This is a genomic window from Caulobacter segnis (genome assembly GCF_023935105.1).
Classification (GTDB): Bacteria; Pseudomonadota; Alphaproteobacteria; order Caulobacterales; family Caulobacteraceae; genus Caulobacter; species Caulobacter segnis_B.
Genome location: NZ_CP096040.1, coordinates 3,951,595 through 3,965,860, shown reverse-complemented (window position 1 = coordinate 3,965,860; position 14,266 = coordinate 3,951,595). Strand labels below are relative to the sequence as shown.

Genomic DNA, 14,266 nt, shown 5'->3' with positions numbered 1-14,266 from the left:
ACGCGTCGCATGTCCCTGACCCCGCCGCCCCTGACCCTGTTGCCCAAGCACTCGCCGGCCCTGGGGCCGCTGGACTTCGCTCAGGCGGCGCGGCGCGCCCGCGATCCCGACGCGCACCTGCAGGCGCTTTGGCGCGACCGACTGCCGGGCAAGCGGGTGTTCGGCATGCCCGCCGGGCGTCACGCGCTGTGGGCGTTCCTGGACGCCGCCAAGATCCCGCACGAGGGTGAGGTGATCGTCGCCGGCTACAACTACTATGTGATCGTCCGCCTTCTGGTTCAGTGGGGGCTGCGGCCGGTCTTCGTCGACATCGACTTGGCGACGCTGAGCCTGGACGCGGCCGAGGTGGCCAAGGCCGTGAACACCAGCACGCGGCTGGTGCTGGTCACGCACATGTTTGGCGCACCGGCCGACATCGACGCCATCCTGGCGATCTGCCGACCCCTAGGGATCAAGGTGTTCGAGGACTGCGCCCACGCGGCCGGCAGCCGCGATCGCCACGGCCAACTTGGGGCGCGCGGCGACGGCGCGCTGTTCAGCTTCGGGCCCCAGAAGCTGGTCAACTGCTTCGGCGGCGGGATGCTGGCGCTGGACGAGTCCCTGGCCGAGGGCTGGACCCCGCCGCCGCCGCCCAAGGTCTCCTGGGCCGTGGCCGCCTCGACGCCGGCCAAGGCGCTGCTGTCGGCCTGCATGGTCCCGAGCGTCTACCGCTGGACGCTGAGGCCGCTGATCACCCTGGGGCGCTTCCTGGCCGCGCGCGGTCTGCCCTGGCTGCGCGACCTGGCCTCGCCATCCAAGGATCTGGCGGGCTATCGCTTCGACCCGGCCTCGCGGCCGCCCTTCGCGCCGTTCATGCCCTTCCTCTGCGAACGCCAGCTGGGACGGCTGGACGACAATATCGCGGCGCGGCGAGCGGTGGTGGCGCGGATCAAGGCCGCCACCGCGCATCTGGGCTCCTACGAGTTCCTCGACGAGGACCGGTTCGGCCGCGCCAACGGCTCGTATTTCGGGGTCCTGGTCGACGATTCCGAAGGCTTCACGCGCGCCATGCTCGAGGCGGGCGTCGAGGTCGAGCCGCATGAGTTCTATGACTGCGCCAGCCTGCCGCAATTCGCCGCGTTCGCCGCGACCTGTCCGCGCGCCCGGCTGGCCAGCGACCATCTGGTTCGCCTGCCCAGCTATCCGCAGCTGACGGGGCGTCGGCTGGATCGGATCATCCGGGCGATGGAGCGCTATGCGTGGCGCGCCCACCCCGTCGTCACGGAGACCGCGCCATGCTGACCCGGATCAAGTCCGTCTTCGCCCCCGTGGTGGCCGCTCCAGCGCGCGGCCTCATCCGGCTGGGCCTGACGCCCAACGCCGTGACCCTGGGCGCGATGGTGATCTCTCTGGCGCTCTGCGGCCTGCTGGCTTGGACCAAGGCCATCCTGGTGCTGGTCCCGCTGCTGGCGCTGTCGCTGCTGCTGGACGCCCTGGATGGGCCGGTGGCGCGACTGAGCGGCAAGGTCAGCAAGACCGGCGCCTATCTGGACGCCTTGTGCGACCGGGTGTCCGACGGCGCGCTGTGCCTGGCGCTGGCGGCGGCGACCGGCCATTGGAAGCTCTATTTCGTGGTCGCGCTGGGGGCGGGCCTGTTCAGCTACGCCAAGGCGCGGGCCGAGATGGAGGCGCCGATCGGCAACGAGGCCTGGCCAGACCTGATGGAGCGCACCGAGCGCTGCACGGTCCTGCTGGTCTCGGCCTTCGCCTATGGCCTGTTTCCCAACTGGTCGGTGGCGGGGCTGGACCTGCTGGACTGGGCGCTGGCCCTGCTGGCGGCGCTGATCTGGGCGTCGTTGATCCAGCGCGTCCTGCGCGCGGTCGACTGGCTGGAGCGGGTCGACGATCCTACGAAGCGGGCGCGGTCGCCCAGGGCTTCAGGTCGAGCCGGCGCGCGAGGGCCGAGAGCACGCGGCCTCGCGGGTCGTAGGTCCTGACCGTCTCCCGCCAGCGGTCGAGATCGGGATACATCCGGGCCATCTGGTCGGGGCGCAGGCAACAGTCCTTGGTCAGGTTGACCCGGCCGCCGGCGGCGATCACCGCCTCGCTGCCTAGGTCCAGCCAGGCCAGGGCGCGGGGCGACCAGGGGACCTGGAAATTGATGGTCGCGCCCGCCATGGGGAACGACAGCAGACCGCCTGACGCCAGCGGCCCCATCGGCTTGATCACCGCCGCCAGCATGGGCGCGTCATGAGCGCGGGCCAGGTTCACGAAGCGCTCGACCAGCGCCGGGAACGCCCCCTGCGAGGCGGCGAACTGGTATTCGATCATACCCCGCAGGCCGTACAGCTGGTTCCAGCCATAAAGATGCTCGTGCAGGCCCGAATAGTTGAAGTCGCGGCGATGGACGAGCGTCTCGGCCGGGTCTCGGGTCGCGTTCAGGACGAGCTGACCGACGGCCCGCACCGCGCCGGGCGTGATCACCGGCAGGCGGGGCAGGTCGATCCGTCGGGCGATACGCGGCGGCGGCGTGGCGGCCGAGGTGCGATCGGCCTGGAACACCAGCCCGCGCGGCCGGTGCTGGGCCAAGTCGAAGACGGTCGCGAAGGCGTAGTCGGGCGGGGTGTCGGGCCAAAGCAGGGGCCACAGCGCATCGAGGCCCGCGACCTGGCGGCGGCGCACCCTCAGGGTCGGGCTGGCGCGCGGGCGGACCCTCAGGGCGACGCGGGTGATCAGACCGGTCAGGCCCATGCCGCCGAGGGTGGCGTGGAAGAGATCCTCGTGCGCGGTCCGCGAGCAGCGCAGCGTCTCGCCCGAGGCCAACACGATGTCGAGCGCCGCGACGTGACGGCCGAACGAGCCCTCGCCGGGATGGTTCTTGCCGTGGATATCGCCGGCCGTCGCGCCGCCCACGCTGGCCCATTGGGTGCCGCCGTAGATCGGAAACTCGAACGCCGTGCCTTCCAGCCAACGGTGCGCCGCGCCGACACTGTCGCCGGCGTCTAGCCAGAGCAGGTGGCCGAGGATGTCGAGGTCGAACGCGGCGCCTCGGGGAGCTTGGCAGGTCAGGCCCTCGGGCACGCCGAAGGCCGCGTCGCCGAAGCTGCGGCCCGCCCCACGGGGCGCCAGGGACAGCCCCCGCGCGCAGCCTTCCAGCCATCCCTGGCCATCGGGGACGCACAGGCTGTCGCCCGGCAGGACCTTGGACCAGCTGGCGAACGACCGGCGACGCAGACGCGCTTCCTGGGTATGTTTCATGGGCGTCAATCGAACGAGCTGGGATGGGCGGACGCGAGGGGGCGGCGATGATCGAGCTTCTCACCGAACAGGAGTTGGCCGCGCCGCCGTCGACGGTGTGGCGGGCCCTGATGGACTTCCCGGCCTATGGCGCGTGGAACGGCTACGTGCGGCGCATCGAGGGAACGGCCGAACTGGGCGGGCGCCTGACCGTCACCGTCGCGCCGCCCGGCGGTCCGCCGCGGACCTTCCATCCCGTCGTCACCCGGCTGGCGCCGGAGAAGACGTTCGCGTGGCGCGCGGTGATCGGGACGGCGGCGATCTTCGCCGGCGAGCACATCTTCGAGCTGGATGCGACGCCGGCGGGAACGCGACTGATCCACCGCGAGGAGTTCTCGGGTCTGATCACGCCGTTGCACCGGCGCCTGCGGCTGGCGGTGACCCGTCTCGGCTTCGAGGCGATGAACGCCGATCTCGCGCGGCTGCTTCTTCACGATCAGGCTCCTAGGCCGTCGCGTCTTCGTGACGCCCTCGGATCCGCAGCGGTGGAATGACCGCCGAGGTGTCTCCCAGTAGGCGCAGATAGGCCTGGGCGTGATGCTGGGCGCCCACCTGCTGGTACCAGCCGAGACCGGCCTGGTGCGTACCCGCCAAGGCCAGCCGGTTGGCCGGGGGCTGCGCATAGGCCATGCCCGCCGCGCCCAGGGCACCGGCGAACAGGTCGATGATCAGGCTGGCCCCGGTGGGCGTCTGCTGGCCGTGGGGCCGGTAGAGGGTCTTGACCGCCACGAGGTTCGACCAGCCGTTCGGCACGACGTCCAGGGTGTTGTAGTACTGCTGGCTGTCGGGGAAGCGCTGGGCCACCCGGTTCGCGAAGGCGGCGTTGCCCGCGGTCGGCGCGGCGAAGGTGACCAGTCGGATGGGCGTGTCGACGCCGGTGCGCGCGAAGTCGTCGGCCAGCCATACGGCCACCACCGTGGCCAGGCATCCGCCCAGGCTGTGGCCGGTGATCACCAGCTCCTTGGGGCGGGCGGCCGGATCGGCCAGACGTTGGCGCAGGAAGGCCCGCAGGCCCACGCCGCCGCTGCTCAGGTCGTCGAGAACGCGCAAGCCGAGCAGCGCGCCGCCGGCCACGCGCGCCGGCGAGCCGGGATCCCAGGGCAGGGGCTTCTGCTTGAGGACCAGCAGATCCTCGAAAGCCTCCTTGATGTCACCCCAGGCGTCGTGCGTGACGTCGGTGCCGCGCACGACCAGGACCAGCTTCTCGGGTGCGCTCTGGCCAGGCAGACGATAGCCGGCCACGAGCGCCAGGTTGGCCTGCAGCTTGTCCCAGGCTGGCCCCCACTCGACGCGCCAGACGCCGCCCTCGCCCACGCCCACGAAGCGCGGATCGACGAGCTCGGGCGCGATGCGGTCCAGCGGCCCCTGCGAGACGCGGCACAGCTGCATGTAGCGCAGGATGAAGGGGTCTTGCGGCGGCGTGGCGAGGAGACCGGAAGCGCCGCCGACCGCGACCGCGCTCGCGGAAAAAGCCCGTCGCGTCAACGCCATGGCGCTTCCCCTCGTTCGCGCCGAGAATACAACCTATAAGAAAATCTCGCAAATATTCTCGCGTAACGGCGCGGGCCGTCGCGCCGGGCGTCTGCGGCGTCGAGGACGGGAGTGGGAAGACGCGCCCGGCGCTCCGCCTGGGAGCGCCGAGACGTGGCCAGCGCTACTTCAGCGCCAGCCGGCGATTGCGGTCGATGGTCAGGGCGACCAGCGTCGCGATCGCGCCGGAGGCCAGATAGAGGCCGATGGCGGGCAGGCCCCACAGGGTGGCCAGGCCCAGGGCGGCCAGCGGGGCGAAGCCCGCGCCGATCAGCCACGAGAGGTCCGAGGTTACCGCCGCGCCGGTGTAGCGATAGCGCTTGGAGAAGCGCGAGCTGACCGTGCCGGCCGCCTGGCCGAACGACAGGCCCAGGATCGCGAAGCCCAGCACGACGTACAGGGTCTGGCCCAGGGAGCCGCCGTCCAGCAGGCGCGGAGCCAGCAGGCTGAAGCCGCCGATCAGCAGGGCCGACAGGGCCAGCTGGTTCTGGCGGTTGATGCGGTCGGCGATCCAGCCCGAGGCCAGGATGCCGCCGACGCCAACCAAGGCGCCGAAGAGTTCGATGCGCAGGAAGGTCAGGGCCTGGTCGGGGTCATGCAGGATCACCCACGACAGCGGGAAGACAGTGACCAGATGGAACATGGCGAAGGTGGCCAGCGGGGCGAAGGCTCCGATCAGCACGTTGCCGCCCTCGGCCCGCAGCAGCGAGGCGACGGGAGTGGGGCGCAGCTCGCGCTTCTCGAACAGGGCGCCGTAGTCCTCGGTGGCGACGATGCGCAGGCGAGCGAACAGGGCCACGACGTTGATCGCGAAGGCGGCGAAGAACGGATAGCGCCAACCCCAGTCCAGGAAGTCAGCCCCGCCCAGGCTGCTGACGAAATAGGCGAAGAGGCCGCTGGCCAGCATGAAGCCGAACGGCGCGCCCAGTTGCGGGATCATCGCGTACCAGCCGCGCTTCTTCTCGGGCGCGTTCAGCGCCAGCAGCGAGGCCAGGCCGTCCCAGGCCCCGGCCAGGGCCAGGCCCTGACCGATGCGGCAGGCCGCCAGCGCCCAGATGGCCAGCGGGCCGACGGTCGCGTAGCCAGGTAGGAAGCTGATGAAGGCGGTCGAGCCGCCCAGCAGGAACAGCGCCACCGTCAGCTTGGCCCCGCGGCCGAAGCGGCGGTCGATCGCGCCGAAGATCGCCGAGCCGAACGGGCGGGCGACAAAGGCCAGGGCAAAGACCGCGAACGACAACATCACGCCCGTCAGGCGATCGACGAACGGGAAGAACAGCTGCGGGAACACCAGCACCGAGGCGATGGCGTAGACGAAGAAGTCGAAGAATTCCGAGGTGCGGCCGATGACCACGCCCAGCGCGATCTCGCCCGGTCGGACGCCGTGCGCGTCGGCGTGCATCCTGCGCGCGTCGCGTTCCAGACCTGACGATGTGGGGATTGTGAACTCTTGAGCCATGAACTGACGCGCCTATTCCTCGTTACCGTCCCTAGTTCCGCATTTCGCGCCGCCTTCGCGGCGGTCTGGAGGGGAGCATGGGGCCAACGAACACGATCTGGCAAACGCCTTCGTGGCGCTTCGGCTCCGTTCACGAGAGCTTGACCGTTGGCAAGCGGCGGCTTGACCTAGGACAAACGGTCCAATGTCGCACCGCAGCAGAACGGCCTATCGGGCGCCACATGCGTCCGACCTCCAGGCTCACACCCCGTCCTTCGCCAGGCTTGCTGGGCAAGCTGGCCCTGCTGCCCCTGCTGCTCGCCCTCGGCGGCTGCGACTGGGTGGTGATGAATCCGTCCGGCGATATCGCCGTGCAGCAACGCGACCTGATCATCGTCGCGACCGTGCTGATGCTGTTGATCATCGTGCCGGTGATCGCCCTGACCTTGTTCTTCGCCTGGAAGTACCGGCGCTCGAACGAGGCGGCCAGGTACGACCCCGACTGGCACCATTCCACGCGTCTGGAGATCGTCATCTGGGCCGCGCCGCTGGTGATCATCACCATCCTGGGCGCGGTGACCTGGACCAGCACCCACCTGCTGGATCCCTACCGGCCGCTGGATCGCCTAGCGCCAGGCCGCAGCGCCCAGCACGTCAAGCCGCTGAAGGTCCAGGTCGTGGCCCTCGATTGGAAGTGGCTGTTCATCTATCCCGAACTGGGCGTCGCCACGGTCAATGAGCTGGCCGCACCGATCGACACCCCGATCGACTTTCAGCTGACCAGCTCGTCGGTGATGAACTCGTTCTACGTGCCCGCCCTGGCCGGCCAGATCTACGCCATGCCCGGCATGACCACCCAGCTGCACGCGGTGATCAACAAGCCCGGAACCTTCGACGGCTTCTCGGCCAACTACAGCGGCGCGGGCTTCTCGCACATGCGCTTCAAGTTCCACGGCATGAGCCGGGCGGACTTCGACCGCTGGACCGCCGAGGTCCGCAAGGGGAGCGACCGCCTGGACGGCCCGCGCTACCTGGTGCTGGAGAAGCCCAGCGAGAAGGCCCCGGTCCAGCGCTTCGCCACGGTCGACGCGGGCCTGTTCGACAAGGCGGTCAACCGCTGCGTCGAGCCGGGCAAGATGTGCCAGCACGACATGATGCGCATCGACGCTCAAGGCGGCCTCGGCATGGCCGGCGTCTACAACGTCACCACCCTCGAATACGACAAGCGCGTCCGGCGCGGTCAGGAAGGCGGTCTGCACGCGTTTGTCGCCGCGCTTTGCGCCCCAAAGACCGCCCAGCGCTGATCCCAGGATAGAGACCCAACATGTCCGCGGACCTCGCAAAACTCATCTTCGGCCGTCTCACCTGGGACGCCATTCCGCTGCACGAGCCGATCCTGCTCGTGACCTTCGCCATGGTCGCCTTGGGCGGCCTCGCCACCCTGGCCCTGCTGACCCGCTACAAGCTATGGGGCTACCTGTGGCGTGAGTGGCTGACCAGCGTCGACCACAAGAAGATCGGGGTGATGTACATCATCCTGGCCATCATCATGCTGCTGCGCGGCTTCGCCGACGCCCTGATGATGCGCGCTCAGCAGGCCATCGCTTTCGGCGACCAAGCCGGCTATCTGCCCGCCCACCACTACGACCAGATCTTCACCGCCCACGGCGTGATCATGATCTTCTTCGTGGCGATGCCGCTGGTCACCGGCCTGATGAACCTGGCCGTGCCGTTGCAGATCGGCGCGCGCGACGTGGCGTTCCCCTTCCTGAACAACTTCAGCTTCTGGATGACGGTCGGCGGCGCGGTGACGGTGATGCTGTCGCTGTTCGTCGGCGAGTTCGCCCGCACCGGCTGGCTGGCCTATCCGCCGCTGTCGAACCTGGCCTACAGTCCGGATGTCGGGGTCGATTACTACATCTGGGCGCTGCAGATCGCCGGGGTGGGGACCACGCTCTCGGGCATCAACCTGGTCGTGACTATCATCAAGATGCGCGCCCCGGGCATGAGCCTGATGAAGATGCCGGTCTTCACCTGGACCTCGCTGTGCACCAACGTCCTGATCGTGGCGACCTTCCCGATCCTGACCGCCACCCTGGCCCTACTGACCGCCGACCGATACCTCTATACGAACTTCTTCACGAACGACTTCGGGGGCAACCCGATGATGTACGTGAACCTGATCTGGATCTGGGGCCACCCCGAGGTCTACATCCTGATCCTGCCGGCCTTCGGCGTGTTCTCGGAAGTGGTCTCGACCTTCTGCGGCAAGCGCCTGTTCGGCTACAGCTCGATGGTCTACGCCACCGTCGTCATCACGATCCTGTCGTACATCGTCTGGCTGCACCACTTCTTCACCATGGGCTCGGGCGCCAGCGTGAACTCGTTCTTCGGGATCACGACGATGATCATCTCGATCCCAACCGGGGCCAAGATCTTCAACTGGCTGTTCACGATGTACCGCGGCCGCATCCGCTTCGAGGTGCCGATGCTGTGGACCGTAGGCTTCATGGTCACCTTCGTGATCGGCGGCATGACCGGCGTGCTGCTGGCCGTCCCGCCCGCCGACTTCGTGCTGCACAACAGCCTGTTCCTGATCGCCCACTTCCACAACGTGATCATCGGCGGCGTGGTGTTCGGCATGTTCGCCGGCATCACCTACTGGTTCCCCAAGGCCTTCGGCTTCAAGCTGGATCCGTTCTGGGGCAAGGTCTCGTTCTGGTGCTGGCTGGTCGGCTTCTGGGTCGCCTTCACCCCGCTGTACGTGCTGGGCCTGATGGGTGTGACCCGCCGCATGAACCACTTCGAGGACCCGTCCTTGCAGATCTGGTTCGTGATCGCGGCGATCGGCGCGGTGATCATCCTGTGCGGCATCCTGGCCTTCATCGTCCAGATCGTCGTCAGCATCCGCAACCGCGAGGCCTTGCGCGACGAGACCGGCGATCCTTGGGGCGGCCGGACGCTGGAGTGGTCGACCTCGTCGCCGCCGCCGGCCTACAACTTCGCCTTCACCCCGGTGATCCACCAGCTGGACGCCTGGTGGGACATGAAGGCGCGCGGCTACGAGCGCCCGACCACCGGCTTCATCCCGATCCACATGCCGGCCAACACCGGCGCCGGGGTGATCCTGGCCGGGATCAGCACCGTGCTGGGCTTTGCGCTCATCTGGCACATCTGGTGGCTGGCGATCGTCTCGTTCGTCGCCCTGGTGGCCACGGCGATCGCCCACACCTTCAACTTCAAGCGTGACTACTACATCCCGGCCGAGGAGGTCGTCCGCGTCGAGGACGCGCGCACCGAAGCCCTGCGGAGCCTGACCTGACCATGGCCTCTAAAGCCCATGCCTTGACGGAAGCGGACGCCAACCGCTTCCACATGACCGAGGAGCACCATCCGGAGAACGGGACCCTGCTGGGGTTCTGGATCTACCTGATGAGCGACTGCCTGATCTTCGCGGTGCTGTTCGCGACCTATGCCGTGCTGGGTCGCAACTATGCGGCCGGCCCGTCGGGGGCGGACCTGTTCGACCTGCCGCTGGTGGCGGTGAACACGGGCCTCCTGCTGTTCTCGTCGATCACCTACGGCTTCGCCATGCTGTCGGCCCAGGCCGGCCGCAAGTCGCCGACCCTCGTCTGGCTGGCGATCACCGGCCTCTTCGGCGCCGGCTTCCTGTCGCTGGAGCTCTACGAGTTCGCCCACCTGATCCACGAGGGCGCGGGCCCGCAGCGCAGCGCCTTCCTGTCGTCGTTCTTCACCCTGGTCGGCACCCACGGCCTGCACGTGACCTTCGGCATCATCTGGCTGATCACGCTGATGACGCAGGTCGCCCGGCGCGGCCTTGATGACGCGATGAAGCGCCGCCTGATGTGCCTGTCGATGTTCTGGCACTTCCTGGACGTCGTCTGGATCGGCGTCTTCTCGTTCGTCTATCTGCTGGGAGTGCTGTGATGACCGCGCACGACACGCACCACGCCCCCGGCGCCCACGAGGGCCACGGCCACGACGCCGGGCACGGCTCGCTGAAGGACTATGTGATCGGCTTCGTGCTGGCGGTGATCCTGACCGCCATCCCGTTCTGGCTGGTCATGGGCCACGTCCTGCCCACGCCCCAGATGACCGCCGTGGCGGTGATGGGGCTGGCGGTGATCCAGGTCCTGGTGCACATGGTCTACTTCCTGCACATGAACTCGCGTTCGGAAGGCGGATGGACCCTGCTGGCCCTGATGTTCACCCTGATCCTGGTGGTGATCACGCTGAGCGGCTCGCTGTGGGTGATGCACAACCTGAACACCCATATGATGCCGCTCGACGCGCACGACATGAAGCAGATGCCGTGACGACGGCGCGGGGAAGGCGGGCGCGCTCCATCGTCCTGATCGGACTGTGCGCCGCCTTCACCGTGGTCTTCGTCCTGCTGGGCGCCTGGCAGGTCCAGCGCCGGGCGTGGAAGCTCGACTTGATTGTTCGGGTCGAGCAGCGCCTCCACGCCGCGCCAACGCCCACGCCTGGCCCGGACGCCTGGCCCGCCATCTCCCGCGACGACGCCTATCGCCGCGTTCGCCTCACCGGCGTCTTCGACCATGACGCCGAAACCCTGGTCCAGGCGGTGACCGACAAGGGTCCTGGTTTCTGGGTCCTGACGCCGCTGAAGACCGATCGCGGCTTCACCGTGCTGGTCAATCGCGGCTTCGTGCCGACCGAGCGCAAAGCGGCAGCCACGCGAAGCGCCGGCGATGTCGCCGGGCCGGTCACGGTGGTCGGCCTGCTGCGCGTCACCGAACCCCACGGCGGCTTTCTCCGCCAGAACCAGCCGGGGCAGGGGCGGTGGTACTCCCGCGACGTCCAGGCCATCGCCGCCGCTCATCATCTGTCCACGGTCGCGCCGTACTTCGTGGACGCCGACGCGTCGCCCAATCCAGGCGGCTGGCCGCTAGGGGGGCTTACGGTCGTGCGTTTCCCCAACAGTCATCTAATCTATGCCCTGACCTGGTTCGGCCTGGCCCTGCTGACGAGCGGCGCTGGCCTGTACGTCGCGCGCGACGCGCGGCGGAACCACAGCCAAGAGGGTTCATGACGCCGACCGCCAGCATCGTGTTCTCCGGCGTGGCGGGCTGGCTGTCAGGCGCGCGGGCGGCGGACAACGCCAGCGGACCGGCCGACGCCATCGCGCGCCAGAACATGCTGCAGCTGATCCACCTGCGCTGGATCGCGGTGTTGGGCCAGGTGCTCACCATCCTGGCGGTGCATTTCAGCCTGGGCTTCAAGCTGCCGCTGGCGCCGATGATGCTGGTGCTGATCGGGCTGGTGGTGCTGAACCTGTGCAGCCTGTTGCGCCTGAAGCGCGCCACGCCGCTGGGCCGCTACGACCTGTGTCTGGCCCTGGCGCTGGACACTCTGGCCCTCACCGCCCAGCTCTATCTCAGCGGCGGGGCGACCAATCCGTTCACGACCCTATACCTGCTGCACGTGATCCTGGGGGCGGTGCTACTGGAGGCCTGGGCGACCTGGGCGATCGTGGCCCTGACCAGCTTCTGTTTCATCCTGTTGGTGGCCTTCAACCGGCCGATCGTCGCCACCGGGCTGAGCGACCAGGCCTTCTTCGACATGTTCCTGATGGGCATGCTGGTTGGCATCGTGCTGGACGCGGTGCTGCTGGTGACCTTCGTCGACCGCATCAACGCCAATCTGCGCCGCCACGACGCCCGCCTGGCCGAACTGCGCCAGCGGGCGGCCGAGGAGACACACATCGTCCGAATGGGCCTGCTGGCCTCGGGCGCCGCGCACGAGCTGGGCACGCCGCTGGCGACGCTGGACGTGATCCTGGGCGACTGGCGGCGCATGCCGATCTTCGCCGACCAACCTGACCTGCTCCAGGAGCTGGAGGACATGCGCGGCGAGGTCCAGCGCTGCAAGACGATCGTCACCGGAGTCCTGCAATCGGCTGGCGAGGCGCGCGGCGGCGAGGTGCGGGCCAGCACCCTGCGCGCCTTCCTGGACGAGGTCGTGGCCGACTGGCGCGCGACCCGCGGCGGCGAGGCTCTGACGTACGAGACCGATCTGATCGCGCCGACGCCGATCGTCGCGGAATCGACCCTGAAGCAGGTGATCCACAACGTCCTCGACAACGCCCTGGACGCGTCGCGCCAAGCGGGTTCGGGCGGCGCGCGGCTGTGGGCCGGCGTGCGCGAGAATCGGCTGTTGATCGAGGTCGAGGACGACGGTCCCGGCTTCACCGACGAGACGCTGGAGAACTTCGGCAAGCCGTACAACTCGACCAAGGGCCGGGCCGGCGGGGGTCTCGGCCTCTTCCTGGTGGTCAACGTGCTGCGCAAGCTGGGCGGCCGGGCCAGCGCCGAGAACCTGGCCGAGGGCGGCGCGCGCGTGGTGCTGGACCTGCCGCTGTCCTCGCTGGAGATCGGAGCGCCCCGTGGCTGAACGCAAGCTGATCATCGTTGAGGACGACGAGAAGTTCGCCGCCACCCTCAAGCGCTCATTCGAGCGGCGCGACTATCAGGTGGTCCATGCCCACGGCCTGGACGAGGCGATGGCGGCGCTGGAAACCTTCGCGCCGACCTATGCCGTGGTTGACCTGAAACTGGCCGGCGAGTCGGGCCTGGCTTGCGTGCGGGCGCTCAGCGAGCGCGACCCGGCGATGCTGATCGTGGTGCTGACCGGCTTCGCCAGCATCGCCACGGCGGTCGAGGCCATCAAGCTGGGTGCCCGCCACTACCTGGCCAAGCCCTCCAACACCGACGACATCGAGGCGGCCTTCCACAAGGGCGAGGGCGATGTCGACGCGGCGATCGTCGAACGCGCCACCTCGATCAAGGACCTGGAATGGGAGCGCATCCACCAGACCCTGGTCGAGAGCGACTTCAACATCTCCGAGACGGCCCGGCGCCTGGGCATGCACCGCCGCACCCTGGCGCGAAAGCTGGAGAAGCGGCGGATCAGCTGACTACTTCGCCACCACCCTGGGCAGGGCGGTAATCGGCTCTAGGACGATATCGCGGAAGAAGGTCTCGGCGCCCTCCGACTGCAGTTGGATGGCGCCGTGGGTCAGCGGCTGGCCGTCGGTTCTCAGGTCGCGGACCTCCATCACCGGAACGCCGTTGACCACATGGACCGCGCGATCGCCGAGGACGTAGAGATCCAGGGTGTTCCATTGGCCGGCCGGCTTCTCGGCGTCGCTATAGGCCTCGATGTTCCAGTCGGCCGCGCCGCCCTTGGCGGTGACGACGCGGCCGGTGGGCGAGTAGCGCAGGTTCGGCTTGATGATGCCGGGATCGTCGACGGCGTTGGCGGTCGCCGAGATGGCTTCGCCGACCGGCACGACCATACCGATCGAGCCGGTCATGATCTCGAACTCGACCGCTTGGCTCCAGGTGCCCCAGACCACGCCGGGCGCGCCGTGCGAGTGGTAGAGCAGGCCGTTGTTGGGCGCCTGGGTCTCGCGCGGCGCCCACCGGCCCTTGCCCCACTTGTACTGCAGGCGCAGGTGATAGTTCTTGAAGTCGCCCTTGTGGACCAAGCTGCCCCAGATCCTGCCGTTGACGTAGAGGGCGGGGCGACCGTCCTCGGCCACCACCTTGAAGATCTCGGCGCTCCGGGCCGTCGCGCCGATCGGGGCGATCGGCGGGCGCTTGTAGGTCACGGCGGGGTCGGCATACCCCAGCCAGGCGTCCCAATCCTTCAGGTCCTGGCCATTGAACAGCGACACAGACGGGCCGGCGGCTTTGGGGACATCCGTCAGCGCCAGACGGGGCTGCGCGACGGCGGGCGCGGCGAGCGTCAGGGTCAGGGTGAAGGCCAGGGTCTTGAACATGCGTCCTCCCGCGCCCTATGTCGGGCTTGACGTCACCCTAGAAGGCAGCGCTGTCATGACAACCCCCGTCGATCAGGGGAGGTGGCGCGAACCGCGTTCGACGAACGGCGACGCTTTGCCACAGAGGATGGAACCTAGAGCGTGGTAATCCCTTTATGCATCGGCGCCGCGCCGGCGTGGAAACCCAATTTGGGGCGATT

Annotated in this window: 14 protein-coding genes; 10 read left to right on the top strand and 4 right to left on the bottom strand. The window is 68.5% G+C overall.

What is annotated here, in order from left to right:
- The first annotated feature begins 9 nt into the window (after positions 1 to 9).
- Both MZV50_RS18565 and MZV50_RS18560 read left to right on the top strand, forming a co-directional pair.
- Positions 10 to 1,281, top strand: coding sequence for a DegT/DnrJ/EryC1/StrS family aminotransferase (locus MZV50_RS18565; RefSeq protein ID WP_252630766.1), 1,272 nt, complete (start codon positions 10 to 12; stop codon positions 1,279 to 1,281).
- Complete coding sequence (locus MZV50_RS18560; RefSeq protein ID WP_252630765.1) at positions 1,275 to 1,976, top strand: CDP-alcohol phosphatidyltransferase family protein; 702 nt, start codon at positions 1,275 to 1,277, stop codon at positions 1,974 to 1,976. The genes MZV50_RS18565 and MZV50_RS18560 overlap by 7 nt, the downstream gene beginning before the upstream one ends.
- Here MZV50_RS18560 and MZV50_RS18555 read toward each other — a convergent pair.
- Positions 1,888 to 3,237, bottom strand: coding sequence for an FAD-binding oxidoreductase (locus MZV50_RS18555; protein WP_252630764.1), 1,350 nt, complete (start codon positions 3,235 to 3,237; stop codon positions 1,888 to 1,890). The genes MZV50_RS18560 and MZV50_RS18555 overlap by 89 nt on opposite strands.
- 23 nt (positions 3,238 to 3,260) lie before the next feature.
- Between MZV50_RS18555 and MZV50_RS18550 the strand changes: the two genes are divergently transcribed.
- Positions 3,261 to 3,770, top strand: coding sequence for an SRPBCC domain-containing protein (locus MZV50_RS18550; RefSeq protein ID WP_252630763.1), 510 nt, complete (start codon positions 3,261 to 3,263; stop codon positions 3,768 to 3,770).
- Here the strand turns inward: MZV50_RS18550 and MZV50_RS18545 are convergent.
- Positions 3,721 to 4,767, bottom strand: a complete 1,047-nt coding sequence (locus MZV50_RS18545) for a lipase family protein (protein WP_252630762.1) — start codon at positions 4,765 to 4,767, stop codon at positions 3,721 to 3,723. The two genes, MZV50_RS18550 and MZV50_RS18545, sit on opposite strands and share 50 nt — an antisense overlap.
- Positions 4,768 to 4,930: 163 nt before the next feature.
- A complete protein-coding gene (locus tag MZV50_RS18540) occupies positions 4,931 to 6,262 on the bottom strand; it encodes an MFS transporter (RefSeq protein WP_252630761.1) in 1,332 nt (443 codons plus the stop codon).
- Between the two features lie 221 nt (positions 6,263 to 6,483).
- Between MZV50_RS18540 and cyoA the strand changes: the two genes are divergently transcribed.
- Genes cyoA through MZV50_RS18505 form a run of 7 tightly spaced genes read left to right on the top strand, consistent with a single transcriptional unit; the run spans position 6,484 to position 13,199 of the window.
- Positions 6,484 to 7,545: a ubiquinol oxidase subunit II gene (gene cyoA, locus MZV50_RS18535; RefSeq protein WP_289781879.1), complete on the top strand. Its 1,062-nt coding sequence runs from the start codon at positions 6,484 to 6,486 to the stop codon at positions 7,543 to 7,545.
- A gap of 20 nt (positions 7,546 to 7,565) precedes the next feature.
- Positions 7,566 to 9,563 carry a cytochrome o ubiquinol oxidase subunit I gene (gene cyoB, locus MZV50_RS18530; RefSeq protein WP_252630760.1) on the top strand — a complete coding sequence of 666 codons (1,998 nt, stop codon included), beginning with the start codon at positions 7,566 to 7,568 and terminating at the stop codon, positions 9,561 to 9,563.
- A gap of 2 nt (positions 9,564 to 9,565) precedes the next feature.
- Entirely contained in the window at positions 9,566 to 10,189 is a 624-nt protein-coding gene (cyoC, locus tag MZV50_RS18525; RefSeq protein ID WP_252630759.1) for a cytochrome o ubiquinol oxidase subunit III, read from the top strand.
- Positions 10,189 to 10,578: a cytochrome o ubiquinol oxidase subunit IV gene (gene cyoD / locus MZV50_RS18520; protein WP_252630758.1), complete on the top strand. Its 390-nt coding sequence runs from the start codon at positions 10,189 to 10,191 to the stop codon at positions 10,576 to 10,578. The genes cyoC and cyoD overlap by 1 nt, the downstream gene beginning before the upstream one ends.
- A complete protein-coding gene (locus MZV50_RS18515; RefSeq protein WP_252630757.1) occupies positions 10,575 to 11,315 on the top strand; it encodes an SURF1 family protein in 741 nt (246 codons plus the stop codon). Before cyoD ends, MZV50_RS18515 begins: the two co-directional genes overlap by 4 nt.
- Complete coding sequence (locus MZV50_RS18510; protein ID WP_252630756.1) at positions 11,312 to 12,676, top strand: ATP-binding protein; 1,365 nt, start codon at positions 11,312 to 11,314, stop codon at positions 12,674 to 12,676. The genes MZV50_RS18515 and MZV50_RS18510 overlap by 4 nt, the downstream gene beginning before the upstream one ends.
- Positions 12,669 to 13,199, top strand: a complete 531-nt coding sequence (locus tag MZV50_RS18505; protein WP_252630755.1) for a response regulator transcription factor — start codon at positions 12,669 to 12,671, stop codon at positions 13,197 to 13,199. The genes MZV50_RS18510 and MZV50_RS18505 overlap by 8 nt, the downstream gene beginning before the upstream one ends.
- On the opposite strand, the gene MZV50_RS18500 is transcribed toward MZV50_RS18505, so the two are convergent.
- Positions 13,200 to 14,066 (bottom strand): 3-keto-disaccharide hydrolase, encoded by an 867-nt coding sequence (locus MZV50_RS18500; protein WP_252630754.1) that lies wholly within the window; start codon positions 14,064 to 14,066, stop codon positions 13,200 to 13,202.
- Between the last annotated feature and the right edge of the window lie 200 nt (positions 14,067 to 14,266).

Excerpts from the sequence above, each read along its gene's own strand:
- cyoB (WP_252630760.1), top strand. The coding sequence starts at position 7,566 with ATGTCCGCGGACCTCGCAAAACTCATCTTCGGCCGTCTCACCTGGGAC.
- MZV50_RS18510 (WP_252630756.1), top strand. The coding sequence starts at position 11,312 with ATGACGCCGACCGCCAGCATCGTGTTCTCCGGCGTGGCGGGCTGGCTG.
- cyoD (WP_252630758.1), top strand. The coding sequence starts at position 10,189 with ATGACCGCGCACGACACGCACCACGCCCCCGGCGCCCACGAGGGCCAC.
- cyoA (WP_289781879.1), top strand. The coding sequence starts at position 6,484 with ATGCGTCCGACCTCCAGGCTCACACCCCGTCCTTCGCCAGGCTTGCTG.
- MZV50_RS18540 (WP_252630761.1), bottom strand. The coding sequence starts at position 6,262 with ATGGCTCAAGAGTTCACAATCCCCACATCGTCAGGTCTGGAACGCGAC.
- MZV50_RS18550 (WP_252630763.1), top strand. The coding sequence starts at position 3,261 with ATGGGCGGACGCGAGGGGGCGGCGATGATCGAGCTTCTCACCGAACAG.
- MZV50_RS18555 (WP_252630764.1), bottom strand. The coding sequence starts at position 3,237 with ATGAAACATACCCAGGAAGCGCGTCTGCGTCGCCGGTCGTTCGCCAGC.
- cyoC (WP_252630759.1), top strand. The coding sequence starts at position 9,566 with ATGGCCTCTAAAGCCCATGCCTTGACGGAAGCGGACGCCAACCGCTTC.
- MZV50_RS18565 (WP_252630766.1), top strand. The coding sequence starts at position 10 with ATGTCCCTGACCCCGCCGCCCCTGACCCTGTTGCCCAAGCACTCGCCG.
- MZV50_RS18500 (WP_252630754.1), bottom strand. The coding sequence starts at position 14,066 with ATGTTCAAGACCCTGGCCTTCACCCTGACCCTGACGCTCGCCGCGCCC.
- MZV50_RS18545 (WP_252630762.1), bottom strand. The coding sequence starts at position 4,767 with ATGGCGTTGACGCGACGGGCTTTTTCCGCGAGCGCGGTCGCGGTCGGC.
- MZV50_RS18560 (WP_252630765.1), top strand. The coding sequence starts at position 1,275 with ATGCTGACCCGGATCAAGTCCGTCTTCGCCCCCGTGGTGGCCGCTCCA.